This window comes from Streptomyces sp. NBC_01549, from assembly GCF_026339955.1.
Lineage (GTDB): Bacteria > Actinomycetota > Actinomycetes > Streptomycetales > Streptomycetaceae > Streptomyces.
The window spans coordinates 2190824-2216546 of the sequence record NZ_JAPEPW010000002.1; the positions used below are offsets into that span (position 1 = coordinate 2190824).

At 70.0% G+C, this 25723-nt stretch carries 19 protein-coding genes; 8 read left to right on the plus strand and 11 right to left on the minus strand.

Translation table 11 applies throughout. The features are described from left to right. Window positions 1-368: 368 nt before the first annotated feature. The 6 genes from OG819_RS45215 to kdpA (OG819_RS45240) all read left to right on the plus strand — a co-directional run bounded on the left by OG819_RS45215 (window position 369) and on the right by kdpA (OG819_RS45240) (window position 7113). The gene (locus OG819_RS45215; RefSeq protein WP_266630576.1) at window positions 369-785 is read left to right on the plus strand and encodes an SAV_915 family protein; all 417 of its coding nucleotides are present in this window, start codon (window positions 369-371) and stop codon (window positions 783-785) included. Between the two features lie 9 nt (window positions 786-794). Beyond that, the gene (gene lysA, locus OG819_RS45220) at window positions 795-2183 is read left to right on the plus strand and encodes a diaminopimelate decarboxylase (protein WP_266630574.1); all 1389 of its coding nucleotides are present in this window, start codon (window positions 795-797) and stop codon (window positions 2181-2183) included. Between the two features lie 133 nt (window positions 2184-2316). Further along, window positions 2317-2406, plus strand: a complete 90-nt coding sequence (gene kdpF, locus OG819_RS45225; protein ID WP_101403875.1) for a K(+)-transporting ATPase subunit F — start codon at window positions 2317-2319, stop codon at window positions 2404-2406. 86 nt (window positions 2407-2492) lie between these two features. Further along, complete coding sequence (gene kdpB / locus OG819_RS45230; RefSeq protein WP_266655589.1) at window positions 2493-4571, plus strand: potassium-transporting ATPase subunit KdpB; 2079 nt, start codon at window positions 2493-2495, stop codon at window positions 4569-4571. 2 nt (window positions 4572-4573) lie between these two features. Next, on the plus strand, window positions 4574-5461 hold the full coding sequence (locus tag OG819_RS45235) for a potassium-transporting ATPase subunit C (protein ID WP_266655194.1): 888 nt from the start codon (window positions 4574-4576) through the stop codon (window positions 5459-5461). Window positions 5462-5463: 2 nt separating this feature from the next. After that, entirely contained in the window at window positions 5464-7113 is a 1650-nt protein-coding gene (gene kdpA / locus OG819_RS45240) for a potassium-transporting ATPase subunit KdpA (RefSeq protein WP_266655196.1), read from the plus strand. A 31-nt stretch (window positions 7114-7144) separates the two neighbouring features. Here kdpA (OG819_RS45240) and OG819_RS45245 read toward each other — a convergent pair whose 3' ends face one another. The 8 genes from OG819_RS45245 to OG819_RS45280 all read right to left on the minus strand — a co-directional run bounded on the left by OG819_RS45245 (window position 7145) and on the right by OG819_RS45280 (window position 17653). Further along, the gene (locus OG819_RS45245; RefSeq protein WP_266655198.1) at window positions 7145-8959 is read right to left on the minus strand and encodes an APC family permease; all 1815 of its coding nucleotides are present in this window, start codon (window positions 8957-8959) and stop codon (window positions 7145-7147) included. A gap of 136 nt (window positions 8960-9095) precedes the next feature. Then, complete coding sequence (locus OG819_RS45250; RefSeq protein ID WP_266655200.1) at window positions 9096-11642, minus strand: sensor histidine kinase KdpD; 2547 nt, start codon at window positions 11640-11642, stop codon at window positions 9096-9098. Window positions 11643-11766: 124 nt separating this feature from the next. After that, on the minus strand, window positions 11767-12450 hold the full coding sequence (locus tag OG819_RS45255; protein WP_266655201.1) for a response regulator: 684 nt from the start codon (window positions 12448-12450) through the stop codon (window positions 11767-11769). 124 nt (window positions 12451-12574) lie between these two features. Beyond that, window positions 12575-13243, minus strand: a complete 669-nt coding sequence (locus tag OG819_RS45260) for a potassium-transporting ATPase subunit C (RefSeq protein WP_266655202.1) — start codon at window positions 13241-13243, stop codon at window positions 12575-12577. A gap of 5 nt (window positions 13244-13248) precedes the next feature. After that, the gene (kdpB, locus tag OG819_RS45265; protein WP_266655204.1) at window positions 13249-15378 is read right to left on the minus strand and encodes a potassium-transporting ATPase subunit KdpB; all 2130 of its coding nucleotides are present in this window, start codon (window positions 15376-15378) and stop codon (window positions 13249-13251) included. After that, window positions 15375-17039 (minus strand): potassium-transporting ATPase subunit KdpA, encoded by a 1665-nt coding sequence (kdpA, locus tag OG819_RS45270; RefSeq protein ID WP_266655205.1) that lies wholly within the window; start codon window positions 17037-17039, stop codon window positions 15375-15377. The genes kdpB (OG819_RS45265) and kdpA (OG819_RS45270) overlap by 4 nt, the downstream gene beginning before the upstream one ends. Window positions 17040-17047: 8 nt before the next feature. After that, the gene (gene kdpF, locus OG819_RS45275; protein ID WP_266630554.1) at window positions 17048-17137 is read right to left on the minus strand and encodes a K(+)-transporting ATPase subunit F; all 90 of its coding nucleotides are present in this window, start codon (window positions 17135-17137) and stop codon (window positions 17048-17050) included. Between the two features lie 387 nt (window positions 17138-17524). Beyond that, a complete protein-coding gene (locus OG819_RS45280) occupies window positions 17525-17653 on the minus strand; it encodes a hypothetical protein (protein WP_266655207.1) in 129 nt (42 codons plus the stop codon). A gap of 214 nt (window positions 17654-17867) precedes the next feature. On the opposite strand from OG819_RS45280, the gene OG819_RS45285 reads away from it, so the two are divergent. Continuing rightward, window positions 17868-18425 carry a hypothetical protein gene (locus OG819_RS45285; RefSeq protein ID WP_266655208.1) on the plus strand — a complete coding sequence of 186 codons (558 nt, stop codon included), beginning with the start codon at window positions 17868-17870 and terminating at the stop codon, window positions 18423-18425. A gap of 13 nt (window positions 18426-18438) precedes the next feature. Here the strand turns inward: OG819_RS45285 and OG819_RS45290 are convergent, their stop codons facing one another. The 3 genes from OG819_RS45290 to OG819_RS45300 form a co-directional block, all read right to left on the minus strand. Further along, on the minus strand, window positions 18439-20316 hold the full coding sequence (locus tag OG819_RS45290) for an NAD-binding protein (RefSeq protein ID WP_266655210.1): 1878 nt from the start codon (window positions 20314-20316) through the stop codon (window positions 18439-18441). 174 nt (window positions 20317-20490) lie between these two features. After that, complete coding sequence (locus OG819_RS45295) at window positions 20491-21264, minus strand: DUF4118 domain-containing protein (RefSeq protein WP_266655212.1); 774 nt, start codon at window positions 21262-21264, stop codon at window positions 20491-20493. Between the two features lie 62 nt (window positions 21265-21326). Beyond that, window positions 21327-23912 carry an ATP-binding protein gene (locus OG819_RS45300; RefSeq protein ID WP_266655214.1) on the minus strand — a complete coding sequence of 862 codons (2586 nt, stop codon included), beginning with the start codon at window positions 23910-23912 and terminating at the stop codon, window positions 21327-21329. Between the two features lie 235 nt (window positions 23913-24147). On the opposite strand from OG819_RS45300, the gene OG819_RS45305 reads away from it, so the two are divergent. Then, window positions 24148-25722, plus strand: coding sequence for a Na+/H+ antiporter (locus OG819_RS45305; protein WP_266655216.1), 1575 nt, complete (start codon window positions 24148-24150; stop codon window positions 25720-25722). Window position 25723: the final 1 nt, after the last annotated feature.

Here is a 25723-nt window from a genome sequence, read left to right on the forward strand (position 1 = left end):
GGCGCCCTGTCGTGCCGTGGCACCTCGGTGATCTGCTTGACAGTCCCGCACCGACACACCTTCGGCCTTCCCTGCGCGACCCCCGGATTCAGCACTCCGCACGCCCCTCGCTTCCGGCCGCTCCCCCGTCCTGCCGGTCCTGCCCGTCAACGGCCGACGGCGGCCCTGGTGCGGTTCTGCCCGCAGCCTCGGACGCGCCGCTGACCAGGCATCCTCCTGGCCGTCAGCGTCGCGTTATGGGTCGGCGGCTTCCCGTCAAGCATCCGTCAGTGAGGGGCCCCGTACCCGGTCGGGCGGGCATAGCTTCATCGAAGCGCCCGGCCGATCCGACCGGGCGGCGCACGTCGCCTTCTTCGAGGAGCCGCACCATGTCTCCAGTCGAGCATTCCGAGGACCCCGAGCCTTGTGAACGCTTCCCGGCCGGACTTCTCTTCGTCCCCGTCCGGTCGGGGCCCGCGGGCTGTACGGCCCGGTTCTTCCGCACCCCGCTGGGCGGCCGTACGGCCGTCGGCTTCACCTCGGTGGCGAGGCTGACCGCCACTCTGGGCACGAACCAGGCCAGTATCAGGCTCTCCGAACCCGCGCTGCGCGCTCTCGCCGCGCCTCTGGGCGTCACCGCCCTCACTGTCGACCCGTCGTTCTCCGCCCCCGCTGCCGACCGCACCGCGGCCACGGTCCGTGAGCGCGAGAACTCCTGGCGCCGCTGGCATCCCCAGCACGTCGGCGCCCTGCGAGTGACCGGCGCCGCCGCCGTCGTCGCGTGCCTGAACCTGCTGATCGGCTGAGGAGACGCCATGTCAGTTTCCGTTTCGTCGTCCATCCCGGCCTCTCTTCCGCCGTCCCTGCCCTCGGATCCCCAGGAGCTGTCCCGGATCCTCGGCGGCACCGACGGCCTGTCCGTCTGGCCCCGCTCCGCCCGCCCCGAACCCCACGGCGACGTCTCCGTCGGCGGCGTCTCCCTCGCCGAGGCCGCCGACCGCTTCGGCACCCCCGTGTACGTCCTCGACGAGCAGGAGGTCCGCGAGCGCTGCCGTGCCTACCGCACCGCGTTCCCCGACGCCGACATCGTCTACGCGGCCAAAGCGTTCCTGTGCCGGGCCATGGCCCACTGGGTGCAGGAAGAGGGCCTCGGCCTCGACGTCTGCTCGGCCGGAGAGCTGGCGCTCGCCGTCACCACCGGCTTCCCACCGGAGAAGATCGTGCTGCACGGCAACGCCAAGAGCCCCGAGGACCTCAGTACAGCCCTCCGGCTCGGCGTCGGCCGCATCGTCGTGGACAGCACCTCGGAGATCGCCCGGCTGGCCGCGATCACTCCGGCCGGCACCCGCCAGCCGGTCATGGTGCGGGTGGTGCCCGGCATCGCGGCAGGTGGGCACGCCAAGGTGCGCACCGGCACCGACGACCAGAAGTTCGGCCTGTCGCTCACGGACGGCTCCGCACAGCACGCCGTCACCCGGATACTCGACCAGCCGCATCTCGAACTCGTCGGCCTGCACTGCCACATCGGCTCACAGGTCACCACCGTCAAGCCGTACGTCGCCGCGGTACGGCGCATGGTCGGGCTGATGGCCCGCATCCGCGACCAGCACGGCATCGCCCTCCCCCAGCTGAACATCGGCGGCGGCCACGCCATCGCCTACCGCCCCGGCGAGGAGAGCCTCAACGTGGGCGTGCTGGCCGGCCGGGTCCGCGCCGAGTTGGAGGACGGCTGCGCCCGCGCCAAACTGCCCGTGCCCCGGCTCACCCTGGAGCCGGGGCGGGCGATCGTCGGACCGGCGGGCGTCGCCGTCTACCGGGTCCTCGCGGTCAAGCGGACAGCGGGGCGTACGTTCGTCGCGGTCGACGGCGGTATGAGCGACAATCCCAGACCCGCCCTGTACGGGGTGCGGTACGCGCCCCGGCTCATCGGCCGCCCCTCCTCCACACCACCCCGCCTCGTCACCGTCGTCGGCCGGCACTGCGAAGCCGGCGACATCCTCGCCGACGAAGTGGCCCTCCCCGGCGACGTACGCCCCGGCGACCTCCTCGCCGTCCCGGCAGCCGGCGCCTACCACCTGTCCATGGCCTCCGGTTACAACCTCGTAGGACGCCCGCCGGTGGTCGCGGTGTCGGACGGCATCGCACGCGTACTCGTACGCCGTGAGTCGCTGGACGACATGAGCCGCCGGGACGTCGGCCTGTAGCGCCGAGTCCCTTCCCTGGACCTCCGCCGAGCTTCCCCTCGGCGGAGGACTGCCCGCTGTTCGCCACGGGCAGTCCGAAAGATCTCTGAATACCCCCTATCTGCATACCTCTATGTGTGAGGACGAGGTCTCGATGACCGTCGAAAACACCGTCGGCCTGATCGTGGCCGTCTCACTGCTCGCCTACCTAGTGGTAGCCCTGATCAAGCCGGAGAAGTTCTGATGTCCGCTCCCGCCGAGACCCGGCCCGCGCCCGTGCCGGACTCCCCTCCGCCCGGCCCCGGGCAGCCGCGCCGGGTCGGCGCCGGAATGCTCGATCCGACGCAGCTGTGGCGCGCGCTCCCCCAGGCACTGCGCAAGCTGAATCCGGTGACCCTGTTCCGCAATCCGGTCATGTTCGTCACCAAGGTCGGTGCCGCGCTCACCACCGGCATAGCTGTCGTCCACCCCAGCCTCTTCGCGTGGCTGATCACCGGCTGGCTGTGGCTGACGGTGGTCTTCGCCAACCTCGCCGAGGCCGTGGCCGAGAGCCGCGGCAAGGCGCAGGCCGACTCGCTGCGCAGGACCCGGCAGCAGACCACCGCCTGGCGCCTCGCGGGCTGGGAGCCCGGGGCGACTCAGGACGCCTACCTCGAAGAGGCCGTCGCCGCGTCCGAGTTGAGGCGCGGCGACATCGTGTCCGTACCGGCCGGGGAGCTGATCCCCGGTGACGGCGACGTCATCCACGGCGCGGCGAGCGTCGACGAGTCGGCGATCACCGGTGAGTCCGCGCCGGTCATCCGCGAGTCGGGCGGCGACCGCAGCGCGGTCACCGGCGGCACGCGGGTGCTCTCCGACCACCTCGTCGTACGGATCACCCAGGAGCCCGGGGAGAGCTTCCTGGACCGGATGATCGCCCTGGTCGAGGGCGCCAACCGGCAGAAGACCCCCAACGAGCTGGCGCTGAACCTGCTGCTGGTCATGCTGACCTTCGTGTTCCTGGTCGCGGTCGTGACCCTGCAGCCGATGGCGATCTTCTCCAAGGACGCGATGGCCGCCGCGCACGACACCGCGGCGCTCACCGCGAACGGTGTCACCGCCATCGTCCTCGTCTCGCTGCTGGTCTGTCTGATCCCGACCACGATCGGCGCGCTGCTCTCGGCGATCGGCATCGCGGGCATGGACCGGCTGGTGCAGAGGAACGTGCTGGCCATGTCCGGCAGGGCGGTCGAGGCGGCCGGTGACGTCAACACCCTGCTGCTCGACAAGACCGGCACGATCACCTTCGGCAACCGGCGGGCGAGCGCGTTCCTGCCGGTCGGGGCGGTCCCCATGGAGCGGCTGGCACAGGCCGCGCTCCTTTCCAGCTTGGCCGACGAGACGCCCGAGGGCCGTTCCATCGTCGAATTCGCCTACGAGAAGCACGAGTTGACCGAACGGGTCGCCAACGGCGCCGAGTGGGTGCCGTTCACCGCAGCCACCCGCATGTCCGGAGTCGACCTTCCCAGCGGCCAGCGGCTGCGCAAGGGCGCGGCGGCCTCGGTCGCGGCGTGGGTGCGCGAGCAGGGCGGCGAGGTTCCGCTCGCGCTGGAGGCGACCGTCCAGCAGGTCTCCGCGTCAGGCGGTACTCCGCTGGCCGTGGCGCAGTCCACGCACGACGGCCGGGCCGAAGTACTCGGTGTCGTCCACCTCAAGGACGTCGTCAAGCCCGGTCTGCGTGAGCGCTTCGACGAGCTGCGCCGCATGGGCATCCGTACGGTGATGATCACCGGCGACAACCCGATGACCGCCAAGGCGATCGCCGAGGAGGCGGGCGTCGACGACTTCCTGGCCGAGGCCACGCCCGAGGACAAGCTGGAGCTGATCAAGCGGGAGCAGGCCGGCGGTCATCTCATCGCGATGACGGGCGACGGAACGAACGACGCACCGGCGCTCGCACAGGCGGACGTGGGCGTGGCGATGAACACGGGTACGTCGGCAGCCAAGGAGGCCGGCAACATGGTCGACCTCGACTCCGACCCCACGAAGATCATCGAGATCGTCGAGATCGGCAAGCAACTCCTCATCACCCGGGGCGCGCTCACGACCTTCTCGATCGCCAACGACATCGCCAAGTACTTCGCGATCCTGCCCGCCATGTTCGCCGCGGTGTACCCGGGCCTCGACCGGCTCAACATCATGGCCCTGCACTCACCGCTGTCCGCGATCCTCTCCGCGGTCGTCTTCAACGCGGTGGTCATCGTCGCGCTGATCCCGCTCGCCCTGCGCGGTGTCCGCTACCGGCCGTCCTCCGCCTCGGCCCTGCTCACCCGCAACCTGTGGATCTACGGACTCGGCGGCGTGATCGCCCCGTTCCTGGCCATCAAGTTCATCGACTTCGCCCTCGTCCAGTTCATCCCGGGGATCTGACCATGACACGCATCCCACACTGGCTCGCCCAGCACATCGCAGCACTCCGGGTGGTCCTCGTCCTGACTCTCCTGACCGGCCTGGCCTATCCGCTGGCCATGACGGCCTTCGCCCAAGTGCCGGGCCTGGACGGCAGGTCCGAGGTCACCGCCGCCAACGGCAAGGACGCCGGCTCCTCCCTGATCGGCCAGTCCTTCACCGACGCCAAGGGCAACCCGCTCAAGCGGTACTTCCAGTCCCGGCCCTCCAACGCCGGTACGGGATACGACGCCACGGCGTCCGGAGCCGGAAACCAGGGCCCCGAGTCCGTCGTCGACGCGTTGGACAAGCCGAGCCTGCTCACCCTGGTGTGCGGGCGCAGCAAGGCGGTCGGCGACCTCGAAGGCGTCGACGGCTCCCGCCCGTTCTGCACACCGGACGGCGTGGGAGCGGTCCTCGGCGTCTTCTACGACGGCGGTACGAGCGGCCATGTCACCCGGGTCGTCAGCCTCAACCAGGCGTGCCCGGCGAAGCCGTTCCTCGCCACGTACAAGGGAGTTCGTGTCACGTGCGCCAGGCCCGGCGCGGACTACAGCCACGCCGTGACCGTCCCCGTACGGGGAGACGCCTCGGCGAACCCGGTCGTCTCCGCCGACGCGGTCACCGCGAGCGGCAGCGGCCTCGACCCGCACATCAGCCCGGCGTACGCGAAGCTCCAGGCGCCGCGCGTCGCACGTGAGCGAGGCGCGAGCGTGGCCGACGTGCGAGGGCTGATCGCGAAGTACACCACCGGGCGTGCGCTCGGTGTGCTCGGCGAGCCGGGCGTCAATGTCGTCGAGCTGAACATCGCGCTCGACCGTAAGTACCCGACGACCGCGACATCCGTGTCGTCTCCGAAGCAGGGAGCCTGATCATGGCGGCCTGGATCCAGGCATCGATCATTCTCGCCGTGGTCGTGGGGCTGCACGTCCCGCTCGGCGACTACATGGCCCGCGCCCTCGACGGGGGTAAGCACGGGCGGGGAGAGAAGACCCTCTACCGCGTCTGCGGAATCGACCCGGACAAGGAACAGACCTGGCGGCACTACCTCACCGCCCTGCTCGCCTTCTCCGTCATGAGCATCGCGGCGCTCTTCGCCCTCTTCACCTTGCAGGGCAAGCTGCCTTGGTCGACGGGGCACGAAGGCATGCCGTGGCGGCTCGCGTTGCACACCGCCGTCTCCTTCACGACCAACACCAGCTGGCAGAACTACGCGGGTGAGTCGACCACCGGACACCTCGCCGTCATGGCGGGCCTGGGTGTCCAGGCGTTCGCGTCGGCGGCGGTCGGCATCTGCGTGGCTCTCGCCCTGGTTCGGGGCCTGGTCCGCCGGTCCACGGACGACCTCGGCAACTTCTGGGTCGACCTGCTGCGCACGATCTTCCGCATCCTGGTCCCGATGGCGGTCGTCGGCGGCCTGATCCTGATGGCGGGCGGTGTCATCCAGAGCCTCGGCAGCGGACACACCGTCACCACGGTCGCGGGTGCCAAGCAGACGATCCTCGACGGGCCGGTGGGCTCCTGGGAACCGATCAAGCTGTTCACCGGTGACGGCGGCGGCGTCTTCAACGCCAACAGCGCCCACCCCTTCGAGAACCCGAGCGCCTGGACCAACGCCTTCGAGATCGTGCTGATGCTGCTCATCCCGACGGCCTGCGTGCGCATGTTCGGCCGGATGATCGGCAGCCTGAAGCAGAGCTGGACCCTGCTCACGGTCGTCGGCATCCTCTTCGGCCTGCTCCTCGCCGCGGGCACACTCGCGCAGAGCGCGCACACCGGCACGGTCACCCAGGCGGTCGGCGGACCGTACGAGGGCACCGAGACCCGTTTCGGCATCCCCGGCTCGACACTCTTCGGTGTGGGGGCCACGGGATCGGCGGACGGCGCGGCCAACTCCTCGTACGACAGCTTCTCCAGCCTCGGCGGCGGTGTGCTGCTGTCCGCGATGATGCTCGGCGAGATCGCCCCCGGCGGCACCGGCAGCGGACTCTACGGCCTGATCATGGTGGTCCTGGTGGCCGTCTTCATCGGCGGCCTGATGGTCGGCCGCACGCCCGAGTACCTGCGCAAGCGGATCGGGTACGGGGAGATGCGGTGGGTCGTCGTGTACGCGCTGATCCCGCCGACCGTGATCCTCGCGTGCACGGGTGTCGCGCTCGCCTTCGACGACGGCCAGACCTCGATGGGGAACCCTGGAGCACACGGCCTGACCGAACTCATCTACGCGTACACCAGCAACACCAACAGCAACGGCAGCGCGATGGCCGGCTTCAACGGCGCCACCGACTTCCACAACCTGCTGATGGTGTTCGCCATGCTGGCAGGGCGGTATCTCCCGATGGTTGCCGTGCTGGCCCTGGCCGGACGCCTCGCCAAACAGCAGCCGGGCGTCGTCACGGTCGGCACGCTGCGCGCCCAGGGCGTCAACTTCGTCGTCCTCGCCACGGCCGCGGCCGTCATCCTGGCGCTGCTCAACTTCCTTCCGGCGCTGTCCCTCGGCACCATCGCCGACGGACTCATGTAGCGGCCCGAGCACCGGCTGAGCCTGTGGCCCCTCACAGACTCAGCCGGTACGGCACGACGCAGACGACGACATCGGTACGGGCTCTCAGCGCGGCGGCGAGGAGCAGACCGCGCTGGTTCTGGAGGATCTGGTAGCGGCGGTGCTGCGGCTCGACCTCGGGGATGAGGACGGCGATCTGCCGTCCTCCCTCCTCCGCCCTGCGGACGTAGTCGACGATCGGTTCCACGAGCGAGCGCTGCGGGCTGTCGATGACCTCCAGACGTACGCCAGGATTCCAGCGCGCCCAACTCTCCTCCAACGAGCGCGCCTTGGCCGGGTCACCGTGCACGGCGACCGCGACGACGTCGTGACCGAGGGCGCGGGCGGCCGACAGCGCGTGCTGGGTGAGCTTGCTGACCTCGCCCACCGGCACGATGACAAGCGAGTCGGTGATACGCACCGGCGGCGGGACCTCCCCCAGCCCGAGTTCCAGTCCGACCGCCGTGTAGTACCGCTGAACGCGGGCGAACAACAGCATCAGCAACGGAATGGCGACCACCACCACCCACGCCCCCTCCAGGAACTTGGTGGCCAGCAGAACGATGCCCGCCACGGCCGTCAGCACCGCGCCGACCCCGTTGAGCACCGCGCGCCGCAGCCAGCCGGGCGGCCGCTCCCGCGCCCAGTGCCGTACGAGCCCGATCTGACTGATCGTGAAGCCGATGAACACCCCGATCGCGAAGAGCGGGATCATCCGGTGCGTGTCCGCGTTCACAGCGATCAGCAGCAGCGCCGCGAGCAGGGCGAGAGCCACCACTCCCCAGCGGTAGACAGGGCGTTCCTTGCGCAGCCCGAAGAGATGGGGCAGACGGTGGTCCTTGGCCAGCAGGCTCATCAGGACGGGCAGCCCACCGAAGCTGGTGTTCGCGGCGAAGGCAAGGGCCAGGGTGACGATGAGATTGGTCGCGTAGTACGCCCAGCCCGTCCCGTACGCGCCCGCAGTGAGCTGCGCGAGTACGGTCACGCCGCCGCGCGGGGCGACATGGTCGCGGCGGATCAACACCGCGAGCCCGATCAGCATCAGCCCGAGCAGCGCGCCCAGCATCAGCTCGGTGCGCTGGGCCCGCTTGACGCGCGGCTCGCGGAAGGCGGGTACCCCGTTGGCGATGGCCTCGACTCCGGTGAGCGCGGAGCAGCCGGAGGAGAACGCCTTCAGGAGCAGCAGTACGCCCAACGCCTCGGTCGCGTGCACGGGTTGGGCGGTCCCGACGACGGCCGCCGGGTGGGAGTGCAGCAGCCCGAGCACGATGATGCCGAGGATGCTCACGATGAACAGCACCGTGGGCAGCATCAACACCCGCGCGCTCTCGGCCACACCCCGCAGGTTCACGACCGTGAGCAGAGCAAGCCCGGCCAGACAGATCTCGAGCAGATGCGAGCCGAGCGAGGGAAAGGCGGACGCGAGACTGGCCGCTCCGGCCGCCAGGCTGACGGTCACGGTGAGCACGTAGTCCACGACGAGACTGGCCGCCGCGAGGTAACTCGTCTTGGGGCCGAGATCCTTCTTGGCCACCGCGTAGGCGCCACCGCCATCCGGGTGAACGGCGATCACCTGGCCGTAGGACACGACGAGCACCGCCAACAACGCAGCAATGACCAATGTCACCGGCAGCGTGGCGGTCAGCGCCCCGGTCCCGGCGGCGATCAGGACGAGCACGATCGCCTCGGGCCCGTACGCCACCGAGCTCAACGCGTCCAGGGACAAGGCGGCGAGCCCCTCAAGACTGGTCAGGTGGTGCCGTTCACCTTCCCCGGGCAGCAACGGAACTCTCGGCCGCAGTTCGCGGCGGGCCAAGCCGTACGCCATCAGGGACCTCACGGTACAGGGAGCGGGGGGATCAGGGCTGTTCGAGGCCAGTGTGACCGGGCCACCACGACGAGGCGCGTCACGGACGCGCCAAGGCTTCGCGCCTCGCCAGGGAGTCCTACCTGCCGGTCAGACCCTAGGAAGTGGCGGTCGCCGGAAGATCAGGGCGGACCGGCAGGAGATCGGACACGGCCGGGAGGGTGAGCACCATGGTGAGTCCGCCGCCAGGCGTGTCCTCGGCGTTCAATGTGCCGCCCATCGCCTCGGCGAAGCCGCGCGCCACCGCCAGGCCCAGCCCGACCCCGGCGCCACGGGGCGCGTCTCCATACCGCTGGAACGGCTCGAAGATGCGGTCCTTGGCCTCGTCCGGGACTCCGGGGCCGCGATCCACCACCCGTACCTCCACCCGGTTCGCCATGGCGCTCGCGGACACCAGGACCGGTTCGTCGGCGGGGCTGTACTTGACGGCGTTCTCGACGAGGTTGGCGACCGCGCGCTCCAGCAGGCCGGGGTCGACGGCGACCATGGGCAGCGTCTCGGGGATGTCCAGCTCGGCGCTGCCCTCGGGTACGCCGCCCAGCGCCATCGGGATCACCTCGTCGAGGTCGATCTCCCGGATGAGTGGGGTGACCGTGCCGGTCTGCAGGCGGGACATGTCGAGCAGGTTGCCCACCAGGTGGTCGAGGCGGTCGGCGCCCTCCTCTATGCCTTCGAGCAACTCCGTCCGGTCCTCCTCCGACCAGGCCACGTCGTCGGACCTGAGGGAGGAGACGGCCGCCTTTATCCCGGCCAGCGGGGTCCGCAGGTCGTGGCTCACGGCGGCGAGCAGCGCGGTACGGATGCGGTTGCCCTCGGCCAGCGCACGTGACTGGTCGGCCTGGGACTGCAGCCGCTGCCGGTCCAGGACCACCGCCGCCTGGGCGGCGAAGGCGGCCAGCACCCGGCGGTCCTCCGCCGGCAGGACCCGACCCGACAGGGCCAGCGCCATACGGTCGCCGACTGGCACATCGACGTCCGCGTCCTCCGGCCGCTCGACACGTGGGCGCGGGCCCACACTGCCGGCGCATGTCCAGGGGGCCACGTCGCTCTCGCGCTCCAGCAGCGCCACCGATTCCATGGCGAAGGTCTCCCGGACCCGCTCCAGCAGGGCCTCCAGGCTGGTCTCGCCGCGCAGGACGCTGCCCGCGAGGAAGGACAGGATCTCCGACTCGGCGCGCAGCCGGGCCGCCTGATGGGTGCGGCGGGCCGCCAGGTCGACGACCGAGGCCACCGACACGGCGACCCCGACGAAGATCGCGATGGCGACGATGTTCTCGGGGTCGGCGATGGTAAAGGTGTGGACGGGCGGGGTGAAGAACCAGTTCAGCAGCAGGGAGCCGACCACGGCCGAGGCCAGGGCGGGGTACAGCCCGCCCAGCAGGGCGGCGGCCACCGTCATCGCCAGGTACAGCAGCATGTCGTTGGCCAGGCCGACTTCGGGCGTGACGCTGGTCAGCAGCAGCGTGAGGAGGGCGGGGCCGACGACGCCGGCCAACCAGCCCCAGATGACGCGGGACCTGCCGAGGCGCGTACTCCGGGTCACGGGCAGTCCGCGTCCCTTGCCCGCCTCGTCGTGGGTGATCAGGTGGACGTCGAGGTCGGGACCCGAGTCGCGGGCCACCGTCGCGCCGACGCCCGGTCCGAAGACGTACTGCCATCCCTTGCGGCGGGACACCCCGAGGACGATCTGGGTGGCGTTGACCCCGCGCGCGAAGTCGAGGAGCGCCGTGGGGACGTCGTCGCCGATGACGTGGTGGAAGGTGCCGCCGAGGTCCTCCACGAGGGTGCGCTGGACGGCGAGTTCCTTGGGCGATGCGTTGGTCAGTCCGTCGCTGCGGGATATGTAGACGGCCATGACCTCGCCGCCCGCGCCCTTCTCCGCGAGCCGCACAGCACGGCGGATCAGGGTGCGTCCCTCGGGGCCGCCGGTGAGTCCGACGACGATCCGCTCGCGCGAGCCCCAGATCTTCGAGACCCGGTGCTCGCTGCGGTACTCGGTCAGATACTCGTCGACCCGGTCGGCGACCCACAGCAGGGCGAGTTCGCGCAGTGCGGTGAGGTTGCCGGGGCGGAAGTAGTTGGACAGGGCCGCGTCGACCTTGTCGGGCTTGTAGATGTTGCCGTGCGCCATCCGGCGGCGCAGCGCAGGTGGTGACATGTCGACCAGTTCGATCTGGTCGGCCCGGCGTACGACCTCGTCCGGGACGGTCTCCTGCTGCCGGATACCGGTAATGGACTCGACGACGTCGCCCAGCGACTCCAGGTGCTGGATGTTGACCGTGGAGATGACGTCGATGCCGGCGGCAAGCAGTTCCTCGACGTCCTGCCAGCGCTTGGCGTTGCGGGAGCCGGGGATGTTCGTGTGGGGCAGCTCGTCCACCAGGGCCACCTGGGGCTGCCGTGCGAGCACCGCGTCCACGTCCATCTCCGTGAAGACGGTGCCGCGGTACTCCAATTCCTTGCGCGGGATCTCCTCCAGACCGTGCAGCATCACCTCGGTGCGCGGCCGGTGGTGGTGCTCCACGAACGCGACCACGCAGTCGGTGCCCCGCTCGACCCGGCGGTGCGCCTCGGAGAGCATCGCGTACGTCTTGCCGACCCCCGGTGCCGCACCGAGGTAGATCCGAAGCTTGCCGCGTGCCATCTTCTCTTCTCTTCGTCTCTACGGGCGGGGCCGTGGGGTGCCAGGCGGTGGTCTCGAAAGGGATTCGGTCGAGGACGCGGTCGGGGATCCAGCCAGGATGTCAGCCGGGGGCTCATCCAGGGACTCAGGCTTCGAAGCGGTATCCCATGCCGGGTTCGGTGATGAGGTAGCGGGGGTGGGCGGGGTCCGCTTCCAGTTTGCGGCGGAGTTGGGCCATGTAGACCCGCAGGTAGTTGGTCTTGTTGCTCTGGCTGACTCCCCACACCTCCGCCAGCAGGTGCTTCTGTGTGATGAGCCGGCCGGGGTTGGTGACCAGGATCTCCAGCAGATGCCACTCGGTCGGTGTGAGGCGTACGTCGTGCCCGGCGCGGGTGGCCTTCTTGGCGAGCAGGTCGATGGTGAAGCCGTCCGTCGTGACGAGCGTCGTCTCGGAGGCCGGCGCAGCGTCGTCGGTGCGGCGGACGGCGGCGCGCAGCCGGGCGAGCAACTCGTCCATGCTGAACGGCTTGGTGATGTAGTCGTCGGCGCCCGCGTCGAGGGCCGCGACCTTCTCGTCGGAGGCCCGGCGGGCGGACAGGACGAGGATCGGTACGCGGGTCCAGCCGCGCAGGGCCTTGATGACGTCCGTGCCGTCCATGTCGGGCAGGCCGAGGTCGAGCAGGACCACGTCGGGCTGGCGGGCGGCGGCGAGGCGCAGTGCGGTGGTGCCGTCGGGGGCCGGGTCGACTCCGTACTTGCGGGCCTGCAGGTTGATCACGAGGGCCCGGACGAGCTGAGGGTCGTCCTCCACCACCAGTACCCGGGTCATCGGTGTGCGCCTTTCCTGAGCATGCGGAGGGCCGGAGCGGTCGGAACCGGCCTCATGGCCACGGGAGTCGGCGGTTGGGGGTGTGTCCCCGTCCGCCGACTCCCGCGTGGTGCGTGTAAGCCCATCAGCTCTTCGCCGCGAGTTCCTTGAGCGCGATGTTGAGTTGGAGGACGTTGACGCGGGGCTCGCCGATGAAGCCGAGGGTGCGGCCGTCGGTGTGCTCGTCGACCAGCTTCTGCACCTGGGCGACGGGCAGGCCGTTCTTCTCCGCGATCCGGTGCACCTGGATGTCCGCGTAGTCCGGGGAGATGTCCGGGTCCAGGCCGGAGCCGGAGGACGTCACCGCGTCGGCGGGCACGTCGGAGGGCCTGACCGTGTAGCCGTTCACCGAGTTGTCCTTGATGACGGCGGCCTTGGCATCCTTGACCCACTTGATCAGGTCGGCGTTGTCACCCGAACGGTTGGTGGCACCGGACAGGATCAGCTTGTACTGCGTGTTGACGCTGTTGGCGCCCAGTCCGTTGGCGGGGCGGCCCTGGAACCACTTCAGGTCGGCATCCGGGGTCTCCTGGCCCTTCTTCAGTGGCAGGTTGTAGGACTGGCCGATCAGCGAGGAGCCGACGACAGTGCCGTTCGCCTTGATCTCCGAGCCGTTCGCCTGGTCGGAGAACAGGCCCTGGGCCACCCCGGTGATCGCCAGCGGGTACAGCACACCGCAGATGACGGTGAGCACGAGGAGGGCACGGAGTCCGGCCCAGAGCAACCGGGCGGTGTTGGTAACCGAGTTGTTCATGGGGATCAGCCGATTCCGGGGATGAGGGAGATGAGCAGGTCGATGATCTTGATGCCGATGAAGGGGGCGATCAGGCCGCCGATGCCGTAGATCCCGAGGTTGCGCCGCAGCATCTTGTCGGCGCTCACCGGCCGGTACTGCACACCCCGCAGGGCGAGCGGCACCAGCGCGATGATGATCAGCGCGTTGAAGATGACCGCGGACAGGATCGCCGAGTCGGGCGAGGACAGGTGCATGATGTTCAGCTTGTCCAGGCCCGGGTACACCGCCGCGAACAGCGCCGGGATGATCGCGAAGTACTTCGCGACGTCGTTGGCGATGGAGAACGTCGTCAGCGCGCCCCGGGTGATCAGCAGCTGCTTGCCGATCTCGACGATCTCGATGAGCTTGGTCGGGTTCGAGTCGAGGTCGACCATGTTGCCGGCCTCCTTGGCGGCCGACGTACCCGTGTTCATCGCCACGCCCACGTCCGCCTGCGCCAGCGCGGGGGCGTCGTTGGTGCCGTCACCGGTCATCGCGACGAGCTTGCCGCCCGCCTGCTCCCGCTTGATCAGCGCCATCTTGTCCTCGGGAGTCGCCTCCGCGAGGAAGTCGTCGACGCCCGCCTCGTCCGCGATCGCCTTGGCCGTCAGCGGGTTGTCACCCGTGATCATGATGGTCTTGATGCCCATCCGGCGCAGCTCGTCGAACCGCTCGCGCATGCCTTCCTTGACGACGTCCTTGAGGTGGATGACGCCAAGGACGCGGGCGCCTTCGCCATCCTCAATGGCGACAAGGAGCGGGGTGCCACCGGCCTCCGAAATCCGGTTGGCGAGCGTGTCGGCGTCCTCGGAGACAGTGCCGCCCTGTTCCTTGACCCAGGTGATGACCGAACCGGCCGCGCCCTTGCGGATCTTGCGTCCGTCGACGTCCACACCCGACATACGGGTCTGGGCGGTGAAGGCGATCCACTCGGCCCCCGCGAGTTCGCCCTGGTGCCGCTCGCGCAGTCCGTACTTCTCCTTCGCCAGGACGACGATGGAGCGGCCCTCGGGCGTCTCGTCGGCCAGCGACGACAGCTGCGCCGCGTCGGCCACCTCGGCCTCGGTCGTCCCGGTCACCGGCACGAACTCCGACGCCTGACGGTTGCCGAGCGTGATGGTGCCGGTCTTGTCGAGCAACAGGGTCGAGACGTCACCCGCCGCCTCAACTGCCCTTCCGGACATGGCCAGCACGTTGCGCTGCACCAGCCGGTCCATGCCCGCGATACCGATCGCCGAGAGCAGCGCGCCGATCGTCGTCGGGATCAGGCAGACCAGCAGGGCCACCAGCACGACCATCGTCAGGTGCGTGCCCGCGTAGTCCGCGAACGGCGGCAGCGTGGCGACCGCGAGCAGGAAGACGATCGTGAGCGACGCGAGCAAGATGTTCAGCGCGATCTCGTTCGGCGTCTTCTGCCTAGCCGCGCCCTCGACCAGAGCGATCATCCGGTCGATGAAGGTCTCACCGGGCTTCGTCGTGATCTTGATGACGATCCGGTCGGAGAGGACCTTCGTACCGCCGGTCACAGCACTGCGGTCGCCGCCGGACTCCCGGATGACCGGGGCCGATTCACCGGTGATGGCCGACTCGTCGACGCTCGCCACACCCTCGACGACGTCACCGTCGCCGGGGATGATGTCGCCCGCCTCGCAGACGACCAGGTCACCGACGCGCAGTTCGGTGCCGGGGACCTGCTCTTCCACGTCTCCGACGAGACGGCGGGCCACCGTGTCGGTCTTGGCCTTGCGCAGGGTGTCCGCCTGCGCCTTGCCGCGGCCCTCGGCCACCGCCTCCGCCAGGTTGGCGAAGATCACGGTCAGCCACAGCCAGGCGCTGATCGCCCAGCCGAACCAGTCACCCGGGTCCTTGAAGGAGAAGACCGTCGTCAGGACCGAGCCGATGAGGACCACGAACATGACGGGCGACTTGACCATCACCCGCGGGTCGAGTTTGCGGAAGGCGTCCGGCAGCGACTTGATCAGCTGCTTGGGGTCGAACAGACCGGCGCCGACCTTTCCTTCGTCCTTGTGGCCGGTCGGCACATCGCTGTGCGGCGCCCGAGTGGGAGTAGTCGTGGACACGGCGTCCTCTTGGTTGTCTATACGTGTGGTCATGACGCCAGCCCCTCGGCCAGCGGACCCAGCGCGAGCGCCGGGAAGTAGGTCAGACCGGTGATGATCAGGATGGCGCCCACCAACAGGCCGGTGAACAGCGGCTTCTCGGTGCGCAGGGTGCCCGCGGTCGCCGGGACCGGCTTCTGCTCGGCGAGCGAACCAGCCAGCGCCAGCACGAACACCATCGGCAGGAAGCGGCCGAGCAGCATCGCGATACCGATGGTGCTGTTGAACCACTGCGTGTCCGCGTTCAGACCCGCGAAGGCCGAGCCGTTGTTGTTGGCGCCGGAGGAGTAGGCGTACAGGATCTCGGAGAAGCCGTGCGCGCCCGAGTTCGTCATCGAGTTGCCCGGGGTGGGCAGGGCCATCGCCGCCGCGGTGAAGATCAGCACCAGCGCCGGGGTGATGAGGATGTAGCAGGCCGCGAACTTGATCTCGCGGGTGCCGATCTTCTTGCCCAGGTACTCCGGCGTGCGGCCGACCATCAGACCGGCGATGAACACCGCGATGACTGCCATGATCAGCATGCCGTAGAGACCGGAGCCGGTACCACCGGGTGCGATCTCGCCCAGCTGCATGCCCAGGATGGTGATACCGCCGCCGAGGCCCGTGAACGAGGAATGGAAGGAGTCCACCGCACCCGTCGAGGTCAGGGTGGTGGAGACCGCGAAGATCGACGAGGCGCCGACACCGAAGCGGTTCTCCTTGCCCTCCATCGCACCGCCGGCGATGTCGAACGCCGGACCGTGGTGGGCGAACTCGGTCCACATCATCAGGGCGATGAAGCCGAGCCAGATCGTGGCCATCGTCGCGAGGATCGCGTAGCCCTGCCTGATCGAGCCGACCATGCGGCCGAAGGTGCGGGTCAGCGCGAACGGAATGACCAGCAGCAGGAAGATCTCGAAGAGGTTCGTAAACGGGGTCGGGTTCTCGAAGGGGTGCGCACTGTTGGCGTTGAAGTAGCCGCCGCCGTTGGTGCCCACCTCCTTGATGGCCTCCTGCGAAGCGACCGCACCGCCGTTCCACTGCTGCGAGCCGCCCATGAACTGGCCCACCGAGTGGATCCCGGCAAAGTTCTGGATCGCGCCACAGGCGACCAGGATGATCGCGGCGACGACGGAGAGCGGCAGCAGGATACGCACGACACCGCGCACCAGGTCCGCCCAGAAGTTGCCGAGCTCACCGGTGCGGGAGCGGGAGAAGCCGCGTACGAGCGCCACGGCGACGGCGATGCCGACCGCGGCCGAGACGAAGTTCTGCACCGCCAGGCCGCCGGTCTGCACGACGTGGCCCATGGCCTGCTCGCCGTAGTACGACTGCCAGTTGGTGTTCGTCACGAAGGACGCGGCGGTGTTGAACGCCTGGTCCGGGTCGATCGCGGCAAAGCCGAGCGAGCCGGGCAGATGGCCCTGGAGGCGCTGCAGCAGGTAGAGGAAGAGGACACTGACCGCGGAGAAGGCCAGGACGCCGCGCAGGTAAGCGGGCCAGCGCATCTCGGTGTTCGGGTTGGCACCGATGCCCTTGTAGATCCACTTCTCGACGCGCAGGTGCTTGTCGGAGGAGTAGACCTTGGCCATGTAGTCGCCAAGGGGGACATAGGCGAGGGCCAGCGCCGCTATGAGCGCGAGCAGCTGGAGCACGCCGGCGAGGACGGGACTCATATCGAGGTTCAGAACCTCTCCGGGAAGACGAGGGCAACAATGAGATAGCCCAGCAGGGCGACGGCCACGACCAGGCCGACGATGTTCTCGGCGGTCACAGCTTCGTCACCCCCTTGGCGACGAGGGCCACCAGCGCGAACACCGCGATCGTGGTGACGACGAAGGCCACGTCGGCCATCGTGATCTCCTAGAAGAGGTTCGGAATGAATGGAGCGGACGGATAGAGGAAACCGCCTCTCTGGCCGAATTCGAGCGTCGTTGACGCCTCCCATACGGAGCGTCGTACACCTTTGACGGAACTCTTACGGCCGACTCATCCATCTGCGGGAACCAAGCCCCCATCCGCCTGAAACGTCGGCGGCCCGCACCAGTGAGGTGCGGGCCGCCGAGGTGCGGCGTCAGGAGACGCGGAACCGCAGCCGGCAGATCACCGCGTCCGCGTCACGGCGCACCTCGTGGGCGACGACCGCGCCCCGCTGGTCTGCTCAGCCTCCCGCCCCGCACTCGGCTTCACTCGCTGTGGCCACCAGCAGCGGGACGGCGATCACTATCAGACAGGCGCCCTCCTCGAACCAGGTCGCCGTCACGACGACCGCCGAGACACCGGTGAGCACCGCACCGAAACCACTCGGCAGAGCCTTGCCCGCCGCCCCTTCCCCTGCTCCCCCGTCGGTGCCGGCCCCAGACCCGTGACGCCGGCGAGACGGTGGCGCTCGCCGGTATCCCACGGCACGCGCCACACCCTGGGCGTCAAGGATGAGCAGGGTGCCCATCAGAGTCGCGTCAAGACATGGGGTCCTGGCCTCCCGGGTCTCTACCTTCGGCAGTATGGGACGCCGCAACGACGCGCGAGACGACGCGGTCCACACTCCTGCAGAGCCGCCCGCGGAAGTGGCGCACGACCACCGTTGGGCGGGGGATCTGCGCAGCTCGATCCGCTGCGCGGCCGTACTCCTCGCCCTTCTCCTGCTGATCGACTGGGGAGAGGGCACCCTCACCGCCCTACGCGGCGCGCTCTGGGCCGGGCTCGGCGTGCTCCTGTTCCTGGTGCTGTACCCGCCCAGGGTCAGCGCGGGCGAAGGCTGGCTGGCCTCCCACGGGCTGCTGCGGCAGCAGCGGGTACGCACCGACCTGTTGGTGTCGGTGCGCTGTCTGGACGGCGTCTCGCAGCGGCTCCTCCTGCGGGACATGTTCGATGTACGGGTCCAGATCGACCCCCAGGTCCTGGTGCGCAACCCCGAGTTGTGGCACCGCCTGGCCCAGGACGCCCAGAAGTCGGCGGCGTCCGGATCACTCACCTGCGGAGCGACCGCGCTGCGCCAGGTCTCCGAGCGGGTCGATCGCGAGACCGCCCTCACCGTCTTCAAGGTCTCCGGCCTGGACTGAGCCCACACCGCCCTCATCCCCGTCTGTCCACCGGATGCGGCTGTACCCCGGTCATGAGGATGTCCAGACCGCGCCGCGTCGTCGCCAGCACGACTCGGTCGCCCGCCCGGAGCACCCGCCCGTGCGGCGGACGCCAGTCGAAGCCGGGCCGACGGAACCGGATCCCGGCGAGGGTGTCCCCGGAGGACGACGCGGGGTGCCCCGATGTCGAGCCGACGGCCAGGACCCGCCACTCGTGCTCCCGGAACGCCTCATGGACCGAGCGTCCCTCGAGTTCTGGATGCCCGGCCACATCGACCACCGTGAACAGCAACGAGCCCCGCTCGACCGGCATCACCCCCAGCACATGGCGGCCCATCATCGCGGCGGCGAAGGAGGGCGCGGCGAGCGCCGACACACTTCGGCTGCGGGTGGGCGCGTCGGGGTAGGACGCGCGCAGGGTGCGCTGCACGGTGGCGGCGAAGTCGTCGTCGTACAGCCGCATCACGACCCGTACACCCCGATTGGTCTCCCGTGCGGCCATCACGATGTCGAGGTTCTCGCCGTCGTCACGGGTGAGGACCAGCAGCGACTTGCTGTGCCGGATACGTGCCCGGTCGAGGACACCCGGCGCTCCGGCGTCCTCCAGTACCAGGGGTACGCCGAGTTCGCGGGCGAGGGCGACGCCGCGCGCGTGCGGGTCCCGTTCGACCGCGACGACCTCGTGATCGGTGGTGCACAGCTGTGCGAGCACCCGGATGCCGATCTTGCCGAGGCCGACCACGACGATGTGATCCGTGAGGTCGTCGGCGGGCGGGTGGCCGGCGGAGGCGGTGCGGAACGCCTCGGTGGCGTTCATGGTCGCGGCCACGACCAGCGGCAGTACGGCGAGCCCGACGAAGCCCGCGATCAGTTGCAGCACCCGGCGGGCCACGACCTCCCCGGTGGCGGGATCACCCATGGTGAAAATGTCCAGCAGCGGCAGGTAGACGTTCTTCCACCACGGATGCTCGTCGGCGAACAGCGCCGTGGCGGCCGTGAGCGCCAGCACGATCGCGGCCAGCGCCCCGAAGACCGCGAGGACGTCGCGGGAGAGGAAGACCCGCCAAGGCAGGTGCGCGAACCGCGCCCGCAGCCAGCCGCCGACAGAGCCACGCCGCTCCCTGGCGGCCGGCTCCGGCGCGTGGTGATGGGTGACTTCCTCGAACATCAGTCGGCCGTGTGTGAACTGGCGGTGGTAGGCGGTGCGGGTGTCCGGCAGTAGTTGTGTGCCGTCCTCGCCCGGCGTTTCGGCGCTGTCCTCGCTCGCCGGGTCGTCCTCGTGCGCGCCGGAGAGCACGGCGAGCGTCGCCAGATCGGTCGATCGGGACGCCGACCCGGCGGGCCGTACGACGCCGCGGAAGACCTTGCCCTCGATCTGGAGGGTGTGGCCGTGGCCGACCGTGGCGGCGGCCACCAGCTCGGGCACGGCGGTGTCGGCGTCGGAAAGCACCGTGGTGGACATGTCCGGCCGGGGATCGTCGTCGCCCCCGCCCGTGACCTCGGCGGCCGCGCGGTCGAGCAGGCGCTCCAGATGGCGGCCGCGCTCGCGGTTGAACATGCGGATGACCAGACGTATGGACGGGTTGAGGCCCCGTGCCAGGAGCGCCGCGGTCATGTTGACCTGGTCGTCGCCGTAGGTCAGCGCGAGGGCCGCGGCCCGCTGCACGCCGGCGGCCCGCAGGGTCTGTTCATCGGGGAGCGCCGACACCAGCAGCTCGATGGGCGAGTGCGGGTCACGGTGCAGCGCGGCGATCTCGGCGCCGTGCTCGTCGCGCCGGGAGGGTAATACGACGGTGACGGCCTCGCCGCACACAGCGTCCAGTTCGACGGCGAGCCGGTGCGCGAGCCCGTCGTCACCGCAGATCACCATGTGCTGGGAGCGAGGGCCAAGTTCCGAGCGGAGATGGAGAGTTGACGTCACATCAGTCAAGAACGGCCGCGTGGACACAACCGGTTCCTGGGGGGCGCCCGTTCGGCGTCAACGTTCCGTATGCGTCTGCATCCCGTCCCGTATGCGTCCGTCATCCCGTCCCGTATGCGTCCGTCAGACGTCCTTCACCGGCCCCGCCGTGTCGAGGGCCGCGCCCGTCTGGTCGGCGAGGGTGACCGCCACCAGGCGGGCCTGGAGCGGCGGTACGGGACCCGGTCCGGGGGCGAGCATGAATCGGCCGAGGTAGCGGCCGTTGCCGTACGTCCGCAGCTCGATCTCGCCGTCCGGCCAGCCGCTCGCGTCGAGATCCCAGTGCCGCCGCCCGACCGCCACGTTCCCGTCCTGTTCGAGGCGTGGCGGCTGCCCCATGAGGGTGCCGTACTCGAAGCGGCAGCCTCGCAGGCCCAGCAGCTCGGTCAGCTCGCGGCGGACGTGGTCGACCACGGTGTCCGAGGACTTGGCGGACTGGGCGAGGTCGGCCGTCTCGTGGATCCGCGCCAGGTATCCCGCGTCCGTCACGGTGATCACTTCGAGGCGGCGGGCGCGGGCCGCGAGCTGGGACACGATCAGGCCGACGATCAGCAGCAGGACAGCCGTCTCGATGTCCGAGGACGCGGTGATGTCAAAGGTCTCGTACGGGCGGGTGAGGAAGAAGTCGAACCAGGCCGCCGCCGACAGCGCCGCGAGCGCCCCCGCCGTACGGCTGCCGATCGCCGCGACCGCGACGACCACCACGACCAGGATCAGCGCCGTGTTCGTACGCGACAGATCCGTACGGAAGGGCACGAGGACGAGCGCCACCAGGAAGGGGCCCACCAGGCCCGCCCCCAGGGCGAGCCGGTCCCGCATCGGATATCCGATCATCACGCCGTCACCTCCTGCGCTCATCGCGACGGCTCCCAGCCCCCGCGTCCTGGTGCTCACAAATCCTGGTACGCCGCTCTCGGGGCTCATACGCCGCCTCCCACGCTCTGCGTATCACTGAGGTGCTCGGCCCGCTCGGCGAAGGGCAGGGACAACACCATGGTCAGGCCACCTCCGGGAGTGTCCTCCGGGGTGAGGGTGCCGTCCATCGCCTCGGTCAGTCCCCGGGACAGGGCCAGGCCCAGGCCGAGGCCGGTGGTGTTGTCGGTGTCGCCCTGTCGCTGGAAGGGTTCGAAGAGCCGGTCGCGGTCGGTAGGCGGCAGGCCAGGGCCGCGGTCGACGACCCGCACTTCGACGCGGCCCGCGTGCGCGCTCGCGGTCAGCAGCACCTTGCGCCCGGCCGGACTATGCCGGTGGGCGTTGGCCACGAGGTTGGCGATCACCCGCTCCAGCAAGGGCGGATCGGCCAGCACGGCAGGAACCTCCTCCAGGTCCGCCACCTCGACCTCGGGGGTGTCCGCGAGCGCGGCCGGCAGGACCTCCTCCAACGTGGTGGCGCGCAGATTGAGGGTGAGGGCGCCGGCCTGGAGGCGGCTGAGGTCGAGGAGGTTCTCCACCAGCCGGTTGAGCTTCGCCATCGATTCATCGGCGGTGGCGAGGAGTTCGTCCCGGTCCTCGTCGGAGAACTCGACGTCCCGGCTGCGCAGCGAGGAGACCGCGGCCCAGCCCGCCGCGAGAGGCGTGCGCAGGTCGTGGCCGACCGCCCGCAGCAGCGCCGTACGCATCCGGTCGGCGGCCCTGACCGGTTCGACCTCGGCGGCCGCCTCCGCGAGCCTGGCCCGTTCGACGGCGGATCCCACATGGGCGGCGAAGGCGGCAAGCACGCGCCGCTCGGACGACGGAAGGGTGCGGCCGCGCAGAACGAGGAAGGCGCCGGGCCCTGCGGGCACGACCGTCGCGCCATCGTCTCCGGGCGGATCGTCCACCAGCTCCGCCGAGTCCATGCCGAACGTCTCGCGCGTGCGTTCCACCAGCGCCGGGATCGTCGCTCCACCCCGCACGATGGTGCCGGCGAGCGACGACATGGTCTCCGCCTCCGCTGTGGCCCGCGCCGAGCGCCGCGACAGGCGCAGCGAGCGGTCCACGACCGTGGCCACGACGGCGGCGACCACCGCGAAGACCGCCAGGGCCAGCAGCGCGTTCGGGTCGTCCAGCGTGAACTGCCCGACGGGCGGGATGAACCAGTAGTTGAGCAGCAGGGACGCCGTCACCGAGGCGATCACCGCCGAGACGACCCCGCCTATGCAGGCCACCCCCACCACGGTGAGCAGGAACAGCAGCGCCTCGCTGGTGAGGTTGAGCCGGTCCCGGGCCCAGCCGAGATCGAGCAGGAAGGTGAGTGCCACGGGCAGCAGCAGTCCGGCGACCGGGCCCGCGACCCGGCGCGCGGTCGAGAGGGTGCGCCGCCGCGAGGGCAGCAGCGTGCCACGGCCGGCGCGCTCGTGCGTGACCATATGAATATCGATGTCGCCGGAGAGTTCGACCACCGTCTCGCCGGTGCCACGCCCGGTGACGAAGCGTTCGAGGCGGCCGCGGCGGCTGGTGCCGAGGACGAGCTGGGTGGCGTTCTCGGCGCGGGCGAACTCCACCAGGGCGCTGGGCACGTCGTCGCCGACGACCGAGTGGTAGCTCCCGCCCAGGTCCTCGATGAGCCGCCGCTGCCGGGCGAGTGAGGCGTGCGAGGCACCCGCGGCGAGGCCGTCGCTGCGGGTCACGTGCACGGCGAGCAGATCGCCGCCCGCGGACCGGTCGGCGATCCGGGCGGCCCGCCGGATGAGGGTGTCCCCCTCGGGCCCCCCGGTGAGCGCGACCACGACCCGCTCCCGGATCTCCCACACCCCGCCGATACCGTGCTCCGAGCGGTACGACTGGAGCGCCTCGTCCACCCGGTCGGCCACCCACAGCAGGGCCAGCTGACGCAGCGCGGTCAGATTGCCGGGCCGGAAGTAGTTCGCGAGCGCCGCGTCCACCTTCTCCGGGGCGTAGATGTTGCCGTGCGCCATCCGGCGGCGCAGCCCCTCGGGCGGGATGTCCACCAGCTCGATCTGCCGGGCCCGTCGTACGACCTCGTCGGGCACCGTCTCGCGCTGCGGCACCCGCGTGATCTTCTCGACGACGTCGTTGAGGGACTCCAGGTGCTGGATGTTAAGGGCCGTGATGACGTCGATCCCGGCCGCGAGCAGTTCCTCGATGTCCTGCCAGCGCTTCGCGTTGCGGCCGCCGCCCGGCACGTTGCTGTGGGCGATCTCGTCCACCAGCGCGACCTGCGGCCGGCGCGCGAGGACCGCGGCCAGGTCCATCTCCTCGAACTCCCCGCCGCGATAGGCGCAGGGCGCACGCCCTATGACCTCCAGGCCGTCGAGCATCGCTTCCGTGCCCGGCCGCCCGTGGCACTCCACGAACCCCACCACCACATCCGCGCCGCGCGCCGCCCGGCGGCGCGCCTCGTCGAGCATGCGGTAGGTCTTGCCGACCCCCGGGGCCGCCCCCAGGTAGACCTTCAGCCGACCCTGCCGTACGTCACCCGCACCGGAGGCTACGTCGCCCTCAAGGGGCCGCACCTCACCCCTGCCGGTCCGTACGTCACTCATATCGGTCCGTACGTCACTCATCGCAGCCGACGCGCTCCGCTCACTGGCGATCAATTCCCCAGGGGGAAGGGTTACTTCCCCTACCGAAGCGCTTGTCCGAGCCGCTCGGCACGCTTCTTGACGCAACTTTGGCGCCGGTCACGTGGACGTTGACACTGCTTTGACGGGCCCTGGCCCGATAGGGTGAAAGCGGTGTGCCGGGAAGTCTGGTCGGCAGGGAGCCACAAGGTCTCCTTCTCATGGCCAAGGAGACGGCATGCGTGGCGTAGGGACAGTACTGGCTCTCGTGGTGCTCGCCACCGTGGTGGCGACCTTCGCGCGCCGTTGGCGGATCCCCGCGCCCTCCCTGCTCGTGGTCGCGGGCCTCGCCGTCGCACTGTTGCCGGGCACCCCTGAGATCCAGATCAGCCCCGAGATCATCGGCCTCGTCGTACTGCCACCACTCCTGTACGCAAGCGCCGAAGAACTGCCCTGGCGCGAACTGCGCGCCGTGTGGAAACCGGTCGGAGTGCTGTCGATAGGTCTGGTCCTGGCCTCGGCTGCCGCGGTCGGGGCGGTCGCCTCCCTGGTCACGCCCTTGTCATGGCAGATGGCGTTCGTGCTCGGCGCTGTGCTGGCGAGCACCGACCCGGTGGCGGTGACCGCGCTCGGCAGACGGCTGGCGCTGCCGCCCAAGGTGCAGGTGCTGGTCCAGGCCGAGAGCCTCTTCAACGACGCGACCTCCCTCGTCCTCTTTCGGGTCGCGGTGAGCGTCGCCGTGGCATCGGCAGCGGCCGGATGGGGTGCGGCAGCGGGTGAGTTCGCGCTGCTGGCCGGTGGCGGCATGGTCATCGGTGCCGCGGTTGCCGGCGTGGTGACGCTGATCCGGCGGCGTACGGAGGACCCGGTCCTGGAGACCGTGATCGCCCTCGTCACCCCGTACACGGCGTACGTCCTGGCCGAGGCCGTGCACGCCTCGGGTGTCACCTCGGTCGTGGTGGCCGGAGTCGTCCTGGGCGGCCGGGGCGACCGCCTCACCAACGCCCGCATCCGCCTCCAGCTGCACGCCGTCTACGGCACGGTGGTCTTCCTGCTGGAGAGCGTGGTGTTCTCGCTCATCGGATTGGCTCTGCCGGCCCAGGTGCGGGCCCTGTCCGACGGCAGCCGGGCCTGGCCGCTGTACGCGCTCGCCGTCGCCGCCACGCTGATCACCATGCGCCTGCTGTGGCTGGCGCCGCTGTCCGCGGTGGTGCAGCGCAAGGGCGGGATCCAGCGCATGAACTGGCGAGTGCCGGTCGTACTGACCTGGGCGGGTACCCGGGGTGTGGTCCCCCTCGCAGCCGCCCTGTCCATCCCAGTGACCATGAAGGATGGGGCCACACTCACGGAACGCCCGCTGGTCCTCGTCCTGACCACCTCGGTGGTGGTCGTCACGCTCGTCGTCCAGGGCTTCACACTGGCTCCCGTCGTACGCCGCTCGGGCATCGCCCTCGAACCCGACCACACCGAACGCGAGGAGGCTCAGGCCCGCTGCAGCCTGGCGAGCGCGGGCCTGAGCCGTCTGGACGAGATCTCCGAACTGGAAGCCGTTCCCGACGTCGTCCTCGACCGGCTCCGCCGCGGCCTGACGGCCCGCCTCGACGACGCGAGCGATCGCCTCGGGCAGGCCTACGGCGACGGCACTCCGACGGAATCCGCCGACCTCACCTACCGCCAGCTACGACGCGATCTGATCACGGTCGAGGAGACCGAGCTCCAGCGCCTCTACGACCAGCACCGCATCAGCGACACGACCCGCCGCCGCCTGCAACGCTCGCTGGACCTGGAGGAGGCCCGACTCGCGGACGCTTAGG